Origin of the sequence: Pseudomonas sp. PDM19 (genome assembly GCF_014852215.1) — a bacterium.
In the GTDB taxonomy this organism is placed as follows: Bacteria; Pseudomonadota; Gammaproteobacteria; order Pseudomonadales; family Pseudomonadaceae; genus Pseudomonas.
The window spans coordinates 792,834-814,912 of sequence record NZ_JACVBG010000001.1; the positions used below are offsets into that span (position 1 = coordinate 792,834).

Sequence of the window (22,079 nt, forward strand, 5' to 3'; positions counted from 1 at the left end):
CCCCCTCACCCTAACCCTCTCCCATCGGGAGAGGGGACCGGTCGGAGCGAGTCAGCAGTTCGGCTCTCCGATCCCAAAAGCGCAAACCAGCTGAACCCACGAATTTCCCTCCGGCGGGCCCCACGCGCCCGCCGACAGAACAGGTGATGTCATGAACGACCGTTACGAAGCCGCAGGAAACCTGGTCGAGGCCCTGCTGCAACGCGCCTGCGAAATGCCGCGCAAGACTGCCCTGCGATTCATCTCCGAGAATATCGAACAGCCCATCAGCTTCCGCGAGCTGGACGAGCGCGCCCGCGCCATGGCCGCCTGGATGCTGCGCCACGGCCAGCACGGCGACCGCGCCGTATTGCTGCTGCCCAGCGGCCCGGAGTACGTCACCGCGTTCTTCGCCTGCCTCTACTCGGGGATCATCGCCGTGCCGGCCTATCCGCCGGAATCCGTGCGCCCGCAGCACCTGGCGCGCCTGCGCTCGATCCTCGACGACGCCGAACCAAGCCTGGTGCTCACCGATTCCACGCTGATCGAAGCCCTGCGCCCGGCCTGCGAACGCGAGAGCGGCGACAGCCCGCTGCTGCTGGCGGTGGACCAGGCCGACCCGGCGCTGGCCGTCGAGTGGCAGATGCCCGAACTGGCCGACGACGACATCGCCTTCCTGCAATACACCTCCGGCTCCACCTCGACGCCCAAGGGCGTGCAGGTCAGCCACGGCAACCTGGTGGCCAACGAGCGCCTGATCCGCCACGGCTTCGGCATCGGCGACGACGACGTGATCGTCAGCTGGCTGCCGTTGTTCCACGACATGGGCCTGATCGGCGGCCTGCTGCAACCGATCTACAGCGGCATCGAATGTGTGCTGATGTCGCCGCGCTACTTCCTCGAGCGCCCGCGCCGCTGGCTGGAAGCCATCGCCCGCTTCGGCGGCACCGTCAGCGGCGGGCCGGACTTCGCCTACCGCCTGTGCTGCGAGCGGGTCAACGAGGCGGCCATGGAAGGTCTCGACCTGAGCAAATGGCGCGTGGCCTTCTCCGGCTCCGAGCCGATCCGCCCGGACACCCTGGAGCGCTTCGCCGCCTGGTTCGCCCCGGCGCAGTTCGACGCCTCGTCCTTCTACGCCTGCTACGGCCTTGCCGAAGCGACCCTGTTCGTCACCGGTGGCGTGCGCGGCGACGGCATCGGCCAGCTGGAAGTGGACCTCGACGCCCTGGGCGAGAACATCACCCGTCCGGGCCGCGGCACCTCGCTGATCAACTGCGGCCGCGCCCAGCCTGACCATGAAATCCAGCTGGTCGACCCGCTGAGCGGCGAAAGCCTCGGCCCGGACCGCGTCGGCGAAATCTGGAGCAGCGGCCCCAGCGTCGCCCTCGGCTACTGGCGCAACCCGGAAGCCAGCGCGCGCACCTTCGTCGAAAAGGACGGCCGCACCTGGCTGCGCACCGGCGACCTGGGCTTCCTGCACAACGACGAACTCTTCGTCACCGGCCGCCTCAAGGACATGCTCATCGTCCGTGGCCAGAACCTCTACCCGCAGGACCTGGAACGCTGCGTCGAGGAAGAGGTGGACCTGGTGCGCAAGGGCCGCGTCTCCGCCTTCGCAATCGAGCATCAGGGCCGCGAGGGCATCGGCATCGCCGCCGAAGTCGGGCGCAGCGTGCGCAAGCTGATCTCCGCCGAGGCGCTGGCGAAAGCCATCTCCGCCGCCGTGGCGGAAACCTTCCAGGAAGCGCCGCTGGTGGTGGCGCTGCTGGAGCCGGGCGCACTGCCCAAGACCTCCAGCGGCAAGCTGCAACGCTCGGCCTGCCGCACCCAGTTGCTCGACGGCAGCTTGCAGGCCTACGCCATCCAGCGCGCCGGCGAGCCGATCAGCGATGGCGCCAGCGCCAAGCCGGTCGCACCACTGTCTGCCGAAGAGCAAGCCATCGCCGCGCTGTGGAGCGAAGTGCTGGAGCTGCCGGCGATCCGCCGCGACGACAACTTCTTCGCCCTGGGCGGCAACTCGATCAAGGCCACCCAGCTGATGGCGCGCCTGCGCGAGCGCCTCGGCCGCGCCGTGGAATTGCGCCTGCTGTTCGAAGCGCCGGAGCTCGGCGCCTTCGCCGCCGCACTGGCAGCCCTGCCGACCACTGAAGCCGAGTCCGTTCCGCAAGTACCGCGCGACGGCCTGCTGCCGCTGTCGCCGGCCCAGCGCCGCCTGTGGTTCCTCTGGAAGCTGGAGCCGGAAAGCGCCGTCTACCACATCGCCGGCCGCATGAACCTGCGCGGTGAACTGCGCCGCCCGGCCGTGGAGCAAGCCTTCGCCGTGCTGCTGGGCCGCCATGAAACCCTGCGCAGCCGCTTCATCGAACAGGCCGATGGCGAGGTGTCGCTGAGCCTGTCCGATGCTGCGGAAGTGGAGCTGACCGAGAGCGACTTCAGCTCCCTGGGCAACGCCCGCCGCGACATCGCCGCCCGCGAGGACGCCACTGCTTTCGCCGCGCAGCCGTTCGATCTCGCCAACGGCCCGCTGCTGCGCCTGCGCCTGCAGAACCTCGGCGGTGGCCGCCAGGCACTGCTGCTCTGCGTGCACCACATCATCGCCGACGGCTGGTCGCTGAACCTGCTGCTGGACGAATTCGCTGAGTGCTACCGCGCCATCGTCGAACAGCGCGAGCCGGTGCTGCCGGCGCTGCCGCGCCAGTACCTCGACCTCGCCGCCGCCCAGCAGCACAAGCTGGAAGCGGGCGAGGGCGCGCGCCTGCTGGACTGGTGGAGCGAGCGCCTGGGCAACCAGCATTCGCCGCTGGAGCTGCCTTTCACGACGGGAGAGAAAGGCCAGAGCGCCGAGCTGATCGAACGCGAAGTGGACGCCGAGCTGACCGCGAAACTGCGCAGCCTGGCCCAGGCCCACGGCGCGACCCTGCCGATGCTCCTGCTCAGTGCCTACAACCTGCTGCTGCAGCGCTACAGCGGCCAGCACGACCTGCGCATCGGCCTGACCCAGGCCGGCCGCGAGCAGCTCGACAGCGAGCGACTGGTCGGCTTCTTCGTCAACCTTCTGGTGCTGCGCAGCGAGCTGCCCGAAGGCGCCAGCCTGCGCGGCGTGCTCCGCCAACTGCGCGACGACCTCCTGCAAGCCCAGGCGCACCAGGGCCTGCCGTTCGAGCAACTGGTAGAGGCGCTGCAACCCGAACGCGGCCACGGCCGCCATCCGCTGTGCCAGGTCGCCTTCGACCACCAGTGGCAGCCGCGCGCCGGCAACGGTCTGCCCGGCGTCAGCGTGGAAGCCCTGGAACAGCTCGACCTGGAAACCCCCTTCGACCTGGTGCTGCGCGTTCGCGAGGGTGAACAGACCCTGCGGCTGAGCTTCTGCTATGCCCGCGAGCGGTACGCCGCCAATGGCATGCAGCGCCTCGTCGGGCACTTCCTCGACCTGCTGCGCGCCTTGCCGCAGCTCAATGCCGACGCCGTGCTGGACGCCCGTGACTGGCTGCCCGCCAGTGACTGGAGCATCGCCGTGGCCGGTGACGCGCCGGCTTTCGAGGCGCTGAGCGAGACCATCGCCGCCCAGGCCCGCCGCCATCCGGCCAAGGTCGCGCTGCTCGACGAGCAGCGCGAAGTGAATTTCGCCGAGCTGGAGGATCGCTCCAACCGTCTGGCGCAACGCCTGATCCAGCGTGGCATCGGCGCCGAGCGCCGAGTCGCCGTGGCTCTGCCGCGCGGCGTGGACATCCCGCTGGCCCTGCTGGCCGTCATGAAAGCTGGCGGCGCCTACCTGCCGCTGGACATCGACTACCCCGAAGAGCGCCTGGCCTGGCTGATGCAGGACGCCGGCGTCGACCTGCTGCTGACCAACGCCGAGCTGGCCGAACGCCTGCCGCTGCCCGTAGGTGTCGAGCGTCTGGTGCTGGAAGAGGCCGACCTCGGCAACGCCCTGGCCGTGCGTCCGCTGGTGCGCATCCAGGCGCAGAACCTCGCGTACCTGATCTACACCTCCGGCTCCACCGGCCAGCCCAAGGGCGTTGCCGTCGCCCACGGCGAGATCGCCGCGCACTGCCGCGCCATCGGCCAGCGCTACGCCATGAGCGAGGCGGACCGCGAGCTGATCTTCATGTCCTTTGCCTTCGACGGCGCCCACGAACGCTGGCTCACCGCGCTGTCCCACGGCGGCAGCCTGCTGATCCGCAATGACGCGCTGTGGACCGCCGAGCAGACCCTGGAACAGTTGCGCCGCCATGCTGTGACGGTCGCCGCCTTCCCGCCGGCTTACCTGCAACAGCTGGCCGAGCAAGCGTTGATCCATGGTCACGCGCCGAGCATGCGCATCTACTGCTTCGGCGGCGATGCGGTGCCGGAAGCGGCCTATCACCTGGCGCACCGGGCGCTCAAACCCGAACACCTGATCAACGGCTACGGCCCGACCGAAACCGTGGTCACCCCCATGCTGTGGAAAGCCGATGCACGTACCACTTGCGGCGCGGCCTACGCGCCCATCGGCGAAGTGGTCGGCGAGCGCAGCCTGTACATCCTCGACGACCGACTGCAGCCGCTGCCGCGCGGCGTGGCCGGTGAGCTGTACATCGGCGGCCACGGCCTCGCCCGTGGTTACCACCAGCGCGCCGGCATGACTGCCGAACGCTTCGTGGCCGACCCTTACGCCGACGGCCTTCGCCTGTACCGCAGCGGCGACCGCGTGCGCTGGCGCGAAGACGGTTCGCTAGACTACCTCGGCCGCGTCGACCAGCAGGTGAAGATTCGCGGCTTCCGCATCGAGCCGGGCGAGATCGAAGCCCGCCTGCGCGCGCTGCCCGGCGTGCGCGAAGCGGCGGTGATCGCCCGTGACAGCGAACGCGGCAAGCGCCTGCTGGGTTACGTCTGTGGTGACAGCCTCGCCGAAGATGCGCTGAAAGCCGCCCTGCGCGCACAGCTGCCGGACTACATGGTGCCGTCGCGAATTCTGGTGCTGGAGCAGATGCCGCTCAACGCCAACGGCAAGATCGACCGCAAGGCGCTGCCCGAACCGCAGGAAGCCGCCAGCACCACCGAAGCCCCGCGCGACGGCCTGGAAAGCCGCGTCGCCGCCGTCTGGGCCGAAGTGCTCGGCGTGCCCGCCGTGGGTCGCGAGGACGACTTCTTCGAACTGGGCGGCCACTCGCTGCTGGCCACCCAGGTCATCTCTCGCCTGCGCCGCGACCTCGGTTGCGAAGTGCCGCTGCGCGACCTGTTCGAAGCCAGCCGTCTGGACGAATTCGCTGCACGGCTGACGGCTCTTGCGCCCAGCGCTCGCCCGGCACTGCGCGCCGTGGACCGCGACGGCGACCTGCCGCTGTCCGCCGCCCAGAGCCGCCTGTGGTTCTTCTGGCAGATGGAACCGGCCAGCGCGGCCTACAACGTGCCGGGTGCGCTGCGTCTGCGCGGCCAGCTCGACGAGTCTGCGCTGCGCCGTGCCTTCGATGCCCTGGTGGCGCGCCACGAAACCCTGCGCACCACCTTCGATGAGGTGGACGGCCAGGCCTTCCAGCGCATCCAGCCGGCTCGCCCGCTGGACCTGGCGAAGGTGGACCTGTCCGCTGAAGCCGACGCCGAAAGCGCTGCACGCAAGCTGGCGGAGGAAGAAGCGCAGCACCCGTTCGATCTGCGCAACGGCCCGCTGCTGCGCCTGTCCCTGCTCAAGCTGGCCGACGCCGACCATGTGCTGTTGCTGACGATGCACCACATCGTCTCCGATGGCTGGTCGATCCGCGTGCTGGTGGACGAATTCAGTCGTCTTTACGGCGCCTTCGCAGCAGGCGAAGAACTGCAACTGCCGGAGCTGCCGGTGCAATACGCCGACTACGCCCAGTGGCAGCGCGAGCTGCTGGCGGGCGAGGAGGGCCAGTGTCAGCTGAGCTGGTGGACCGAGCAACTGAGCCTCGAGACGCCCGGGCTGGAACTGGCCGCCGACCGCCCGCGCCCGGCCGTGCAGAGCTACCGTGGCGGCAGCCTCGGCTTCAGCCTGGACGCCGGTCTCGGCAGCCGCCTCAAGCAACTGGCGCGCGAGCAGGACGTCACCCTGTTCATGCTGCTGCTCGGTGCCTACGCCGTGCTGATGCAACGCTACAGCGGCCAGCGCGACCTGCGCGTCGCAGTGCCCATCGCCAACCGCCAGCAGCTGGAAACCGAAGGGCTGATCGGCTTCTTCGTCAACACCCAGGTCATGCCCTGCGCGCTGGCCGACGACGAGTCCTTCGCCTCGCTGCTGGCTCGCCTCAAGCCGCTGGCCCTGGGCGCCCAGGCGCACCAGGACCTGCCGTTCGAACAACTGGTGGAAGCCCTGCAGCCCGAGCGCAGCCTGGCCTACAACCCGCTGGTGCAGGTGAAGTTCAACTTCGGCTTCGACGTCAGCCGCCTGCCCGATGCCGGCGCGCTGAAGCTGGAACTGTTCAGCGAGGAACAGTACGGCGCGCGCTTCGACCTCGCCCTGGACATGGCCGAGGCGCTGGACGCCAGCGGCCAGCCGGGCGACGAGCTGCGCGGCAGCTTCGTCTATGCCCGCGACCTGTTCGACGAGGACAGCGTCGCCGCCATTGCCGGCCAGTTCGAAGCGCTGCTGCGCCAGCTGTGCGCCGAACCGCAGCGCGCCCTTGGCGAACTGCCGCGCCCGGTGGCTTCGCGCCGTCGCGGTGAGACCCGGCAATGGCCGCAATCCGACGTACTCGGCCTGTTCGCCGCGCAAGTCGCCGCGCAGCCGGACGCCATCGCCGTGCAGGACGACAGCATCCGCTATAGCTACGCCGAGCTGGACCAGCGCAGCAATCGCCTGGCCAACGCACTGATCGCCAGCGGCGTGGAGCAGGGCGAGTGCGTCGCCCTCTGCCAGGAGCGCAGCGCGCAGTGGGTGCTCCTGCTGCTGGGCTTGCTCAAGGCCGGGTCCACCTACGTGCCGCTGGACCCGGCGCAACCGGCCGAGCGCCTGCGCCAGTTGCTCGCCGACAACGGCATCGGCCGCGTGCTGGTGAGTGATGCCGCGCTGCTGGAGACCTTCGGCGACGCCGCCACGCTGATCCCGGCCGGTGGCCCGGAGCAGGATAGCGCTGCCGTACCTGCGCGGAGCATCGACCCGCAGCAGGCTGCCTATGTGATCTTCACGTCCGGCTCGACAGGCCAACCCAAGGGCGTGCGCGTCAGCCACGCGGCGCTCGCCAACTATGTGCAGGCCGTGCTCGAACGCCTGCAACTGGACCAGGGCCGCGCCCGGGGCCTGGGCATGGCGATGGTCTCCTCGGTGGCTGCCGACCTCGGCCACACCACGCTGTTCGGCGCGCTGTGCGGCGGCGGTCGCCTGCACCTGGCGGATGCCCAGGCCGTGGCCGATGCCGAGCGTTTTGCCGCGTTCATGCAGGACGTGGACGTACTGAAGATCGTCCCCAGTCATCTCGCCGGCCTGCTGGCCGCCGCGCCCAACGCTGCCGCCGTGCTGCCGCGGCGTCTGCTGGTTGTAGGCGGTGAAGCCTGCGACCGCGCGCTGCTGCAGCCGATCCGCGAGCTGTCGCCCAAGCTGCGCATCGTCAACCACTACGGCCCCAGTGAATCCACCGTGGGCGTGCTGACCCACGAATGGTCGCTGCTGGACGACCTGCCGGCAGGCAGCCTGCCCATCGGTACGCCGCTGGCCAACAGTGCCATTCGCGTGCTTGACGAGAACGGCCGCGACCTGCTGCCGGGCGTGCCCGGCGAGCTGTACATCGGCGGCGCGGGCCTGGCGCTGGGTTACCTCGGCCAGCCGGAGATGACCGCCGAGCGCTTCGTGGCGATTGAGGGCGAGCGCCTGTACCGCAGTGGCGACCGCGTGCGGCTGAGCCGTCGCGGCGTCGTGGAATTCCTCGGCCGCGTCGATGACCAGGTGAAGATCCGTGGTTACCGCGTCGAGCCGGGTGAACTGGCGCAAGCGCTCAAGCGCTTGCTCGGCGTGCGTGATGCCGTGGCGCTGGCCGAGCGTGACAACGACGGCCCGATGAGGCTGCTGGCCTGGGTCGTGACTGAGGGGCAGAGCGTGGAAAGCCTGCGTGAAGCCCTGGCCGCTGCCGTTCCGGAATACCTGCTGCCGGCCCAGCTGATGCTGCTGGAACGCCTGCCGCTGAACGCTAACGGCAAGGTGGACCGCAAGGCACTGCCGCGTGCCGAGGTGGTCGCCAAGGCCGTCGATAACGCGCCGCTGAGCGAGCTGGAACAGCGCATCGCCGCTATCTGGCAGGCAGTGCTGAAAGTCGAGCGCGTTGGCGCCGAAGACAACTTCTTCGAGCTGGGCGGCGACTCCATCCTCAGCCTGCAGATCATCGCGCGCATCCGCAAACTCGGTTACAAGCTCAGCCCGAAACAGCTCTTCGAGCGGCAGAGCGTCCGCCAACTGGCGCAGTGGCTGGAAAGCCGCGCTCCGGCTGCCCCGGCAGCACCCGCGCCGGTTGCTGCTGTCAGCGCTGAGGTGGCCCTGTCGCCGGTACAGGCGCGCTTCTTCGAGCGCGTGCCGAGCGCCCAGCGTCACCACTGGAACCAGGCTTTGCTGCTGCAACCGCGTGAAGCGCTGGACGGCGACGTGCTCGCCCGCGCGCTGCACTGGCTGGTCGGCCAGCACGACGCGCTGCGCCTGCGCTTCGACGGCAACCGCCAGCGTTACGCCGAACACGGCCCGCTGGATTTGACGCTGCTGTGGCGTCGCCGCGCCGCTGACGCCCGCACCCTGGAGCGCCTGTGCGATGACGCCCAGGCCAGCCTGGATATCGCCAATGGCCCACTGCTGCGCGCCATGCAGGTCGGCCTGGAGGATGGCAGCGAGCGCCTGCTGCTGGTGATCCATCACCTGGCGGTGGATGGCGTTTCCTGGCGCATCCTGCTGGAGGATCTGCAATATGCCTACCGCGAACTACGCGCCGGCCGCACGCCTGCCGCATTGCCGCGCAGCGACAGCTACCAGGCCTGGAGCGCCGGCCAGCAGGCGGCTGCCAATGGCGCTGCGGCTGAGCTTGGCTACTGGCAGGCCGAACTGCGCGATGCGCCGCGTCTGACCCGCGCCCGCAGCGGCGCCCCGGCCACTTGGAAGGAAGCCGCCAACGCGCGCTTCAGCCTCGACGCCGAGACCACCCGCCAACTGCTCGGCCCGGCACTGAAAGCGCAGCGCCTGCAGATCAACGACCTGCTGCTGACCGCGCTGGCCCGCGCCCTGTGCGCCTGGACCGGTGAAAGCTCTGCGCTGGTGGAGATGGAAGGCCACGGCCGCGACGTCTTCGATGGCGAAGCCGCTCTGGACCTGAGCCGTTCCGTGGGCTGGTTCACCGCGCTCTATCCCGTACGCCTGCAGGCCGGTGGCGAGCCGGGTGCGGACCTGCGCGCCACCCGTGAACACCTGCGCGAACTGCCGCGTGCCGGTATCGGCTACGGCCAGCTGCGCTACCTCAGCCAGCACGCCGCCAGCCTGCGAGACTTGGCGGCGCCGCAGGTGACCTTCAACTACCTCGGCCAGCTCGACCAGGCCTTCGCCGACGCCGATTTCCTGCCGGCCTTCGAAGGCGTGGGCCGCAGCCAGCCGCTGAACGCTGCGCTGGGTAACGCGCTGGTCTACGCCGGCCGCGTGCTCGGCGGCGAACTGAGCCTGGAGGTCACCTACAGCAGCGCCATGTTCGATGCAGCAGACATCGATGAGCTGCAAGCGCTGCTGCGCGCCGAGCTGCAAGCACTGGTTGCTTACTGCCTGAGCCATCCCTACAAGCTCGGCGCAAATGACCTGCCGCTGCTCGATCTCGACCAGCAACAGCTCGACGCACTGCCGTTGCCGGCCGGGGTGGAAGACCTCTATCCGCTGTCGCCGATGCAACAGGGCATGCTGTTCCACGCCCTCGACGTGCCGGGCTCCTCGCTCTACGTCAACCAACTGCGCGTCGATCTGGAGGGTCTCGACGAGGCTCGTTTCCTCGATGCCTGGCGCGCGGTCATCGCCCGCCATGCCAGCCTGCGCACCGGCTTCCTCGCCAGTGCCGACACCGCGCCGCTGCAGTTCGTCCTGCGCGACGTGCAGTTGCCGGTGCAGTCCTTCGACTGGCGCGACCAGCAGGTCAGCGCACAGCAACTTGAAAAGGTCGCTGACGCCCAGCGCAACCTCGGCTTCGACCTGGCCAAACCGCCGCTGCAACGCCTGGCGCTGGTACGCCTGGGCGAGCGCCGCTACCACCTGATCTGGACCTGCCACCACCTGCTGCTGGACGGCTGGAGCAGCGCGCGGCTGATCGGCGAAGTGCTCGCGCTCTACCGGGGCGAAGCACTGCCGGCGCCGGCGGGGCAGTACGGCGACTACATCGGCTGGCTGCACGCCCAGGACGGCGCGGCGGGCGAGGGCTTCTGGCGCGAGCGGCTGAAGGGCTTCGACGAGCCGACCCTGCTGGCCACCGCCTGCAACGCCGGTTTCCGCGAGGAGCCGCTGCGCGAGCTGCACAGCCGCCTCGACAGCGCGCCGCTGCAACGCTTTGCCCAGGCCCAGCGCATTACCCTCAACACCCTGGTGCAGGGCGCCTGGGCGCTGCTGCTGCAACGCTACTGCGGCCAGCGCAGCGTGACCTTCGGCGCCACCGTGGCAGGGCGCCCGGCCACGCTGCCGGGGGCGGAAGAGAGCCTCGGCCTGTTCATCAACACCCTGCCGATCCTGCAAAGCCCGGATGACGCCCAGCGCGTGGGCGACTGGCTGCGCGAGCTGCAGGCCTTCAACCTCGACGTGCGCGAGTTCGAGCACACGCCGCTGTACGACATCCAGCGCTGGGCCGGCCGTGGCGGGCAGGCGCTGTTCGACAGCATCATCGTGTTCGAGAACTTCCCCATGGATGCGGCGCTGTCCTCGTCCAGCGAGGACGACCTGCGCATCCTCGGCCACCACCCGGTGGACGGTACCAACTACGCCCTGGCCCTGGTAGCCAGCGCCGGCGAACAGCTGGACGTGCGCTACACTTACCGCGCCGACCGCTTGAGCGCGAGCCAGATCGAGCAGCTGCGCGGGCACTTCGAGCACCTGCTGCTGGCCCTGGTGGAAGATGCCGAGCGCCCGTTGGGCCGGGTCAGCCAACTGGCCGACGCCGAGCGCAACGAACTGCTGCAGCGCTTCAACGACACCGAGGCGAAATTCCCCGCCGACGTGCAACTACAGGAGCTGATCGAGCGGCAGGTCGCGGCGACCCCGGAGGCGCTGGCCGTACAATTCGGTGATGAGCGCCTGAGCTACGCCCAGCTCAATGCCCGTGCCAACCAGCTCGCGCACTGGTTGCGTGGTCAGGGCGTCGGCCCGGACGTACTGGTCGGTGTGGCCGCCGAGCGTTCGGTGGAACTGGTGGTGGCCCTGCTGGGCATCGTCAAGGCCGGCGGCGCCTACGTGCCGATGGACCCGGACTACCCGCAGGAACGCCTGCAGCACATGCTGGCCGATAGCGGCGTGAGCCTGCTGCTGACCCAGCAGCACCTGCTGGATCGCCTGCCGGCGAGCACTGCTGAGCTGATCTGCCTGGACAGCCAGTGGAAAGAGATCGCCACGGCCTCCGAGCAGAACCCGACCAGCGCCGGCAGCCCGCAGAACCTGGCGTACCTGATCTACACCTCCGGCTCCACCGGCAAGCCCAAGGGCGCCGGCAACAGCCATCGCGCGCTGGTCAATCGCCTGAACTGGATGCAGAAGGCCTACGCGCTGGACGCCTCCGATCGCGTGCTGCAGAAGACCCCGTTCAGCTTCGACGTGTCGGTGTGGGAGTTCTTCTGGCCGCTGCTGACCGGCGCCGCCCTGGTGGTCGCCGCGCCCGGCGCGCACCGTGACCCGGCAGCGTTGCGCCAGGTGATCGAGGCCGGGCAGGTCACCACGCTGCACTTCGTGCCGTCGATGCTGCAGGCCTTCGTCGCCTCCGGTGAACTGGAGCGCTGCCCGTCGCTGCTGCAGGTGATGTGCTCCGGCGAGGCGCTGCCCTATGAGCTGCAACAGCAGTTCCGCCAGCGCAGCAGTGCGAAGCTGCACAACCTCTACGGCCCGACCGAAGCGGCGATCGACGTCAGCTTCTGGGCCTGTGACGAGGACAACGCGCGGCAGGTCGTGCCCATCGGTCGGCCCATCGACAACCTGCGCCTGGTGCTGCTGGACGAGCGCCTGGAACCGGTGCCGCAAGGCGTGGCCGGCGAGCTGTACATCGGCGGCGTGGGCCTGGCGCGCGGTTACCACGCGCGTCCCGGCCTGACTGCCGAGCGTTTCATTGCCGACCCGTTCGGCGGTGGAGAACGCCTGTACCGTGCCGGCGATCTGGCTCGCCAGCGCGAAGACGGCGCCGTCGAATACCTCGGCCGTCTCGATCACCAGGTGAAGATTCGCGGCCTGCGTATCGAACTGGGCGAGATCGAGGCGCGCCTGCAGGCCCATCCGCAGGTCAGCGAAGCGGTAGTGGTGGCGAAGGACGGCGTGCTGCTGGCCTACGTGGTCGCCAGCGCCGAGCCCGAAGCCCTGCGTCAGGCGCTGCAAGGCGAATTGCCGGACTACATGGTGCCGTCGCGGATCATCGCCCTCGACGCCATGCCGCTGTCGCCCAACGGCAAGCTTGACCGCAAGGCCCTGCCGGACCCGCAGCTGGGCGACAGCCTGCGCGAGTACATGGCGCCGCGCAGCGACCTGGAAGTCGAACTGGCCGGCATCTGGCAGCACGTGCTGCAGGTGGACCGCGTCGGCCTGCACGACGACTTCTTCGAACTGGGCGGCCATTCGCTGTTGCTCACCCAGGTCGGCCTGACCCTGCGTCAGCGCCTGGGCCTGGAACTGCCGCTGCACCGCCTGTTCGAGCTGAGCAATATCGAGGCGCTGGCCGCTTGGATCGAAGCCCAGCGGGCAGGCGCCGCCAGCGCGGAAGAGGAACTGGACCTGATGGACGAACTGCTCGGCGAGCTGGAGAACCTGTAATGAGTCAACCGATGGACGCCCAGCTGAAACAGGTCGCGGAGCGCCTTGGCGCGCTGCCCGAGGACAAGCAGATCGTCTTCCTGCGTCAGCTGCGCGAGAAAGGCGTGAGCCTGTCGCGACTGCCGATCCTGCGCGAGGGGCGCGAGCACGCGCCGCTCTCGGCAGCCCAGGCGCGCCTGTGGTTCCTCTGGCAGATGGAGCCGCACAGCGCGGCCTACAACATCCCGGCCGCCGTGCGCTTGCGCGGCGTGCTGGACGAGGGTGCGCTGCAGCGGGCCTTCGCCGCGCTGATCGCGCGCCATGAAAGCCTGCGCACGGTCTTCCGCACGGTCAACGTTTCGGCGGATAACGCTGGCGCGTTATGCGCCCTACAGGAGCCGGCTGGCGAGGTTCAAGGCACGACAGAGGACCGCTCTGGTAGGGCGGATGGCGAGGTGCTGCAATGCATCCTGCCTCCGGGCCCGGCGCATCTGGAGGCGAAGGACTTCAGTAACGAAGCCGAGGCGCGGCAATGGCTCAACGCATGCGCCCAGCGCTCCTTCGACCTCGCTGAAGGTCCGCTGCTGCGCCTTCATCTGGCGCGCTTGCCGGGTGAAGCGCTGCTGCTGGTGAACCTGCACCACATCATTGCCGACGGCTGGTCCATTGGCGTGCTGATCGACGAGTTCGCTGCTCTCTACAGCGCCGAGGTGCAAGGCACCCAGGCCCAGCTGGAAGCCTTGCCGATCCAGTACAGCGACATTGCCCGCTGGCAGCGCCTGTGGCTGTCGGCCGGCGAGGGCGAGCGGCAGCTGGCCTACTGGAAGGGACAGCTGGGCGACGAATCCCTGCTGCTGACCCTGCCGGGTGACCGGCCGCGCCCGCTGGTGCAGAGCTACCGCGGCGCGACGCTGGACTTCGAGCTGCCCCGTGCGCTCAGCGATTCCCTGCGCGAACTGGCGCGGGGGCAGGGCGCCACGCTGTTCATGCTGATCCTCGCGGCCTACCAACTGCTGCTGTCGCGCTACAGCGGCCAGCGCGAGCTGCGCGTGGGCGTGCCCATCGCCGGCCGTGGCCGTGCCGAAAGCGAAAGGCTGATCGGCTTCTTCGTGAATACCCAGGTACTGTCGGCGCGCATCGACGGCGACGAATCCTTCAACGCCTTCCTTGCCCGTACCCGCGAAGCAGTGCTGGGAGCCCAGGCCAACCCGGACCTGCCGTTCGAGCAGTTGGTAGATGCCCTGCAGCCCGAGCGCAGCCTGAGCTACAACCCCTTGTTCCAGGTGGCCTGCAACCACCAGCCGAGCCGCCGCGATGCCCTGCGCGAGCTGCCCGGCGGCCTGCAACTGGAAAGCCTGGAGCTGGACAGCGGCATCGCCAAGTTCGACCTGACCCTGAACACCGAGGAAAGCCGCGACGGCCAGGTGCGCGGGCAGTTCATGTACGCCACCGACCAGTTCGACGCAGCGACCATCCAGCGCCTGAGCGGGCACTTCCTCAACCTGCTGCAGGCCCTGGTGCGCGAGCCGCAATGCCCGGTGGCGCGCTTGCCGCTGCTGGATGGCAGCGAACGCGAACAACTGCTCTGCGGCTGGAACGCCACCGCGATGGACTACCCGCGCGATGCCTGCCTGCATCAGCTGATCGAGCAGCAGGTGCAGCGCTCGCCCGCTGAGGTGGCGCTTACCGACGGCCAGCGCAGCTTCAGCTACGCCGAGCTGAACAGCCGCGCCAACCGCCTCGCGCACTGGCTGCGCGAGCAGGGTGTCGGCCCGGACAGCCGTGTCGGCGTCGCCCTGGAACGCTCGGTGGAGCTGCCGGTGGCGCTACTGGCGGTGCTCAAGGCCGGCGGCGCCTATGTGCCGCTGGACCCGGAGTTCCCCGGCGAACGCCTGGCGCACATGCTCGAAGACGGCGGCGTGCGTCTGCTGCTGACCCAGCAGCACCTGCTCGGCGAGCTGCCGCAGACGGGCGCCCGCGCGTTCTGCCTGGACCGCGACTGGGCGCAGCTGGATGGCTACGCCGACAACGATCTGGCAAACCTCGCCAAGCCGGATGATCTGGCCTACGTCATCTATACCTCTGGCTCCACCGGCAAGCCCAAGGGCGTCGCCGTTCGCCACGGCGGGGTGGTCAACTTCATGCTGAGCATGGCCCGTGAGCCGGGCCTGAACGCGCAGGACCGTGTGCTTGCGCTCACCTCGCTGTCCTTCGATATCTCCGCGCTGGAGCTGTACCTGCCGCTGCTGGTCGGCGGCCGTGTGGTGCTGGTCGACCGCGACGTCGCGCGCGACCCGTCGCGCCTGCTCGGCGTGGCGCTGGAGCAGGGCGTGACAGTTATCCAGGCCACCCCGAGCACCTGGACGCTGCTCAGTGGCCACGAGGACTTCCCGCGCCTGACCGGCTGCCGTTTCTTCTGCGGCGGCGAAGCGTTGTCTGCCGAGCTGGCGGACAAGCTCACCGCACAAACAGAAGCGCTGTGGAACCTCTACGGACCCACCGAAACCACCATCTGGTCGGCGGCCTGGAAGATCGACAAGGGCGCCCGCGCGCTGCTCGGCAAGCCCATCGCCAACACCCAGCTGTACATCCTCGATGGCGAGCTGCAACCCGCCCCCATCGGCGTGGCGGGCGAGCTGTACATCGCCGGCGACGGCCTGGCGCGCGGCTACCACGGGCGCCCGGAACTGACCTGCGAGCGTTTCGTCGCCGATCCCTACGGTAGGGAATCCGGCGCGCGCATGTACCGCACCGGCGACCTCGCGCGCTGGCGCGCCGACGGCGTGCTGGAATACCTCGGCCGTATCGATCACCAGGTAAAGATCCGCGGCTTCCGCATCGAGCTGGGCGAGATCGAATCGCGCCTGCTCGGCCAGCCCGGTGTGCGCGAGGCGGTGGTGATCGCCCGCGATGCCGGGCAAGTGAAGCAACTGGTTGGTTACGTCACGGGGCATATCGACAGTGACCTGCGTGCGGCCTTGCTGGAAGAGCTGCCGGACTACATGGTCCCCGCGCAGATCGTCCAGCTCGAGCGCATGCCGCTGACCCCCAACGGCAAGCTCGACCGCAAGGCGCTGCCGGAGCCGGACTTCAGCCTGTTGCAGAAGACCTACCGCGCGCCGGAAAGCGAGCGCGAGCAAACCCTGGCGGCCATCTGGTGCGCCGTGCTCGGCCTTGAGCGCGTAGGGCTGGACGACAACTTCTTCGAGCTGGGCGGCGACTCCATCGTCTCCATCCAGGTGGTCAGCCGCGCTCGCGCCGCCGGCCTGCAGCTGAGCCCGAAGGACCTGTTCCAGCACCAGACGCTGCAGGCGCTGGCCCGCGTGGCCGGTGACTTCGTAGCGCCCGATGCGCCGGTTGCCATCGCCGCTTTCGAGGCGCCGGACGCCGCACAGCTGGCCGCCCTCGGCCTGAACCCCGAGCAGATCGAAGACCTCTATCCGCTGTCGCCGATGCAGCAGGGCATGCTGTTCCACGGCGTGGACGGCAGCGAGGGTGGCGTCTACGTCAACCAGCTGCGCGTGGAGGTGCAGGACCTGGACGTGGAGCGCTTCCGCGCCGCCTGGCAGGCCGCGCTGGATGCCCACGACAACCTGCGGGCCGGCGTGCATTGGCATGCTGTTGGGACAGCCAACGGACAGCCGGTGCAGGCAGTGCACAAGCACGTCGAGCTGCCGCTGGAAGTGCTCGACTGGCGCGGTCGCGAGGACATGGACGCGGCGCTGGACCAACTGGCCGCCGCCGAACGCAGCCGCAGCTTCGACCTGGAGCGCCCGCCGCTGCTGCGCCTGGTGCTGGTGCGCAGCGCCGAGGCCAGCCACCAGCTGGTTTACACCCACCACCACATCCTGCTCGACGGCTGGAGCAACGCCCAGCTGTTTGCCGAGGCATTGCGCCGCTACAACGGCGAGAGCATCGCCGAGCAGGGCCGCTACCGCGACTACATCCACTGGCTACAGGTGCAGGACCAGCAACAGGCGCAGGACTTCTGGAGCGCTCGCCTGCAAGGCTTTGCCCAGCCCACCGTGCTCGCCGACAGCCTGGCGCGCCCGGTCGAAGGCAGCGGCCACGGCCTGGAATACAGCCGCTACGACGCGGCGGCCACCGAGCGCCTGAAGGCCTTCGCCCGCAGTCAGCGGGTAACGCTCAATACCCTGGTGCAGGCGGCGTGGATCCTTCTGCTGCAACGCTACACCGGTCAGCAGCGCGTGGCCTTCGGTGCCACCGTGGCCGGGCGTCCTGCGCAACTGGTCGGCGCCGACAGCCTGCTGGGCCTGTTCATCAACACGCTGCCCATCGTCCAGGCGCCGGCCGAGCATGTCGACCTCGGCGACTGGCTGCGCGAGCTGCAGGCCTACAACCTGGACGTGCGCGAGTTCGAGCACACGCCGCTGTACGACATCCAGCGCTGGGCCGGTCAGGCCGGGCAGGCGCTGTTCGACAGCATCATCGTGTTCGAGAACTATCCGGTCGACGAGGTGCTGCGCAGCGCCCAGGGGCCGCGCTTCGGCGAGCTGAAGTCGAAGGATGAGACCAGCATCCCCATGGATCTTGCCGTGCGCGTCGGCGAGCGCCTGGAGATCGAGTACCAGTACCTGCGTGCGCACTTCAGCGCAGCCGCCGTAACGCGCCTGCGCGGCAATATGGAACAGGTGCTGGAGAGCCTGCTGCACGGCGCCGGAAAGCGCGTCGGCGAGCTGCAATGCCTGTCCGCCAGTGACCGTGCGGCCCTGGCCGCCTGCCGTGGCCCGCACCAGTCGCTGCGGCCGGCCCAGCCGGTACACCTGGCGATTGCCCGCCAGGCTGCGCTGCGTGGCGATGAGGTAGCGCTGATCTGCGGCGACGAGGAAGTCGACTACGCGGCGCTGGAACGCGACTCCAATCGCCTGGCCCATCGCCTGATGGCGCTGGGTGTCGGCCCGGAAGTCCGGGTCGGCGTGGCCCTGCCGCGCAGCGTGCGCATTCCGTTGGCGCTGCTGGCGGTGCTCAAGGCTGGCGGTGCCTACGTGCCGCTGGACGCCGAGTACCCGCGCGAGCGCCTGGAGTTCCAGATGAGTGACGCCGGTATCGCGCTGCTGATCACCGACAGCCGCCTGCGCGAGCGCCTGCCGCTGTCGGTGGGCGTGACCTGCCTGGAGCTCGACAGCCTCGACCTCACCGGCGAAGACAGTGACCTGCCGGTGGTGGCCCTGGAGCCGGAAAACCTCGCCTACCTGATCTACACCTCCGGCTCCACCGGCAAGCCCAAGGGCGTTGCGGTCAGCCATGGCCCGCTGGCCATGCACTGTGCGGCCATCGGCGAGCTGTACCGGATGGATGCGGCGACCCGCGAACTGCATTTCATGTCGTTCGCCTTCGACGGCGCCCATGAACGCTGGCTGACCACCCTGGTACACGGCGGCAGCCTGGTGCTGCGCGGCGATGAGCTGTGGACGCCCGAGCAGACCTACCGCGTCCTGCACGACAAACAAGTGAGCGTGGCGGCCTTCCCGCCGGTGTACCTGCAGCAACTGGCCGAGCACGCGCTGCGTGACGGCGACCCGCCGCCTGTGCGCATCTACTGCTTTGGCGGCGACGCAGTGCCCAACGCCAGCTTCGAACTGGCCAAGCGCGCGCTGCGGGCCGAGCACCTGATAAACGGCTACGGCCCCACGGAAACCGTGGTCACGCCGCTGCTGTGGAAGGCTGACCGCGCCACCTCCTGCGATGCCGCCTATGCGCCCATCGGCAAGGGCGTCGGCGAGCGCAAGCTGTACATCCTCGATGAGCAGCTGCGCCAGGTGCCGCTGGGTGTGGCCGGTGAGCTGTACATCGGCGGCGACGGCCTGGCGCGCGGTTACCACCAGCGCGCCGGGCTGACCGCTGAACGCTTCGTTGCCGACCCATTCGATGCAGCGGGTGGCCGCCTGTACCGCAGCGGCGACCTGGTGCGCGGCCGTGCCGATGGCGTGATCGACTACGTCGGGCGCATCGACCATCAGGTGAAGATTCGCGGCTTCCGCATCGAGCTGGGCGAGATCGAGGCGCGCCTGCAGGATCACCCGCAGGTCAGCGAGGCGCTGGTAGTGGCCCGCGACGGCATCAGCGGCAAGCAGCTGGTCGGCTATGTGGTCGGTGCAGCGGAAGGCGATACGCTGCGCAACTTCCTCCGCGAGCAGGTGCCGGACTACATGGTGCCCGCGCAGATCCTCCGGCTGGAGCGCTTCCCGCTGTCGCCCAACGGCAAGATCGATCGCAAGGCGCTGCCCGAGCCGACCTGGCAGGGCGAGGCCTACGAGGCACCGCGCAACGAGCGCGAGCGTGCCCTGGCGATCATCTGGCAGGACGTGCTGCAAGTGGAGCGCGTCGGCATCCGCGACAACTTCTTCGACCTGGGCGGCGACTCCATCCTCAGCCTGCAGATCGTCTCCCGCGCGCGCCAGGCGCTGGGCGAGGGCGTGGAAATCCGCCTGCGCGACCTGCTGCAGTACCAGACCATCGCCGGCCTGCTGGAGCGCGCCGAGAGCGTCGCCGAGGCAGCGCCAACAGTGTCTGTGGCGGTGGCCGACGATGGCGAATCCTTCGGCCTGGTGCCGATCCAGCAATGGATGTTCGAGCAGCAGCTGGAGGAGCCGAACCACTTCAACCAGGCGGTGCTGCTGGAGTGCCGCCAGCGCCTCGACGCCGAGGCGCTGGAAGCGGCGCTGCAAGGCCTGCTGGCCGAGCATGGCAGCCTGCGCCTGTCGTTCGCCCGTGGGGCTGACGGCCTGTGGCGCCAGCGCTATCGCGAGGCCAGCGAGATCACCGGTGCGCTGCTCTGGCAGCGGCAGGCGGCGAATGCCGAGGAGGCGCTGCTGATCGCCAACCAGGCGCAGCGCAGCCTGGACGTAAGCTGCGGCCGGCTGCTGCGCGGCGTGCTGACCGACATGGCCGACGGCACCCAGCGCCTGCTGCTGGTGATCCACCACCTGGGCGTGGACGGCGTGTCCTGGCGCATCCTGCTGGAAGAGCTGCAGCAGCGTTACGTTGCGCAGCTATCTGGCGAGGCGGCGCCGCGCTTCGAACGCACCAGCGCCTACCGCGCCTGGGCCGAGGGTCTGTGCGACTACGCCGACAGCCAACTGGCCCAGGCCGATCTGCCGTACTGGCTGGAGCAGACCGACACCGCCGGCCTCGGCGAGCCGCAACGCGACAACCCGCGCGGCGCCGAGCGCATGACGCACCTGGAGCAGCTGTTCCTGCGCCTGGACCGCCAGCAGACCCAGCGCCTGCTGAAGGTGGCGCCCGAGGCCTATCGCACGCAGATCAACGACCTGCTGCTGACTGCTCTTGGGCGCACGCTTTGCCAATGGTGCGACAGTGACTCGGTGCTGATCGGCCTGGAAGGCCACGGCCGCGAGGACATCCTCGACGAGGTGGACCACAGCCGCACCCTGGGCTGGTTCACCAGCCTGTTCCCGCTGCGCCTGACGCCGGGGCAGGGCGACTACGCCCAGGCCATCCCGGCGATCCGCCAGCAACTGCGCGCGGTGCCGGACAAGGGCATCGGCTACGGCGCCCTGCGCTATCTGGGCGACAGCGCGCTGCGCCGCCAGCTCGCCGCCCGCGCCGAGCCGCGCGTCACCTTCAACTACCTCGGCCAGTTCGACCAGAGCTTCGACGACAAGGCACTGTTCGTGCCGCTGCAGGAAAAGCCCGGCGACACCTACGCCGCCAGCACGCCGATGAACAACTGGCTGGAGATCGTCGGCCAGGTCTATGACGGCGAGCTGACCCTGCGCTGCATGTTCAGCCGCCGAGTGTTCCGCCCGTCGCGCATCGAGGTGCTGATGGCGCAGTTGCGCACGGAACTGGAAGGGGTGATCGGCCATTGCTGCGCCCAGGTGGAAAGCGGCGCGCGCCAGGAGCAAGCCACGGTATGAACGCAATGATGAAAGAGGTCGGCATGCTGCACCCGGAGATTTCCGCCTTTCTGGACATGGTTGACGAGGGGCGTCGCGCTGGCCGGCCGGCGCTGCACGAACTGCCGGTGGAGCAGGCGCGACAGGACTTCGAGGCTTCCTCGGAGTCACTCAAGGCCGGCGCACCGTCGATGCCGGTGGAAGACCTGCTGATCCCGGTGCGGGAGAGCCGCCAGCTGCCGGTACGTCTGTACCGGCCAGTGGGAGCTGGTGACGCGGCGATCCTGTTTTTCCACGGTGGTGGCTACACGGTCGGCAGCCTGGATTCCCATGACGTGCTGTGCCGGTGGCTGGCGAAGCACTGCGATTGCGCGGTGATTTCGGTGGGTTACCGGTTGGCGCCGGAGGCACCGTTCCCGGCTGCGACCCATGACGCCCGTGATGCCTGGAGCTGGTTGCTGGAGTCTGCCGCCAACCTCGGCCTGAGCCCGCGCCGCCTTGCCGTTGGCGGCGACAGCGCGGGTGCCACGCTGGCCACCGTGCTCTGCGCCGAGCTGGCGGGCGAGGGCGCCGAGCAGCCCTGTGCCCAGCTGCTGTTCTATCCGGCAGCGGACGCCAGCACGCGTACTGAATCGGAGGAACTGTTTGCCGAGGGCTATCTGCTGGAGACGGCCAGCCTGGACTGGTTCTACCAGCAGTATGTGCCTGACGTTGCGCAGCGCAGTGATTGGCGCTGCTCGCCGGTCCATGCCGGTGTGGCGCTGCAGGGCAGTGCGCCGGTATTGCTGTTCGCGGCCGAGTTCGATCCGTTGCTGGACGAAGGCCTGGCCTACGCTCATGCGCTGGTGGAGCAGGGCGTGGAGGTGGAGGCGGAGCGTTGCTGCGGGATGACCCACGACTTCCTGCGCATGGGCAACCTGGTGCCGGAGGTGGAGGGCTATTACCGGCGCGTGGCGGAATTCCTTGCCGCCCGCTGGTAAGCCAGCGACACCTTGCAGGACGGGATAAGGCGCCCAACCGATGCCCGGACTTCGGTTGGGCCGGCGTGTGCCACGTTGAGTTGAGGATTCGGGGACGCCAACCAGGCATCCTCCCTCGACAGGCCATTCCTGGCCCTACAGCGCTCTAGCGGCACTCATGCCGCTGCACTCTCTGAAACTCCGCTTCAACAACGCCTCCTGAACGGAGCGTTCAGGCGGTTGCGGACGTTTCACTGGAACTCCCCTTGCAGGAGCGCTATCCAGCACATGCGTCCAATAGGACGACCGTTGCCGCCGCCATAGTGAGCGGACCTCAATCAT

Annotated in this window: 3 protein-coding genes; all 3 read left to right on the plus strand. The window is 69.1% G+C overall.

Annotated features, from left to right (window positions below; translation table 11 throughout):
* Positions 1–151: 151 nt before the first annotated feature.
* From IB273_RS03490 to IB273_RS03500, 3 genes are read left to right on the plus strand one after another with little or no spacing between them, the layout of a single operon-like run.
* Complete coding sequence (locus IB273_RS03490; protein WP_192223249.1) at positions 152–12,919, plus strand: non-ribosomal peptide synthase/polyketide synthase; 12,768 nt, start codon at positions 152–154, stop codon at positions 12,917–12,919.
* A complete protein-coding gene (locus tag IB273_RS03495; protein ID WP_192223250.1) occupies positions 12,919–20,799 on the plus strand; it encodes a non-ribosomal peptide synthetase in 7,881 nt (2,626 codons plus the stop codon). Before IB273_RS03490 ends, IB273_RS03495 begins: the two co-directional genes overlap by 1 nt.
* Positions 20,796–21,758 (plus strand): alpha/beta hydrolase, encoded by a 963-nt coding sequence (locus IB273_RS03500; protein ID WP_192223251.1) that lies wholly within the window; start codon positions 20,796–20,798, stop codon positions 21,756–21,758. Before IB273_RS03495 ends, IB273_RS03500 begins: the two co-directional genes overlap by 4 nt.
* The last annotated feature ends 321 nt before the right edge of the window (positions 21,759–22,079 follow it).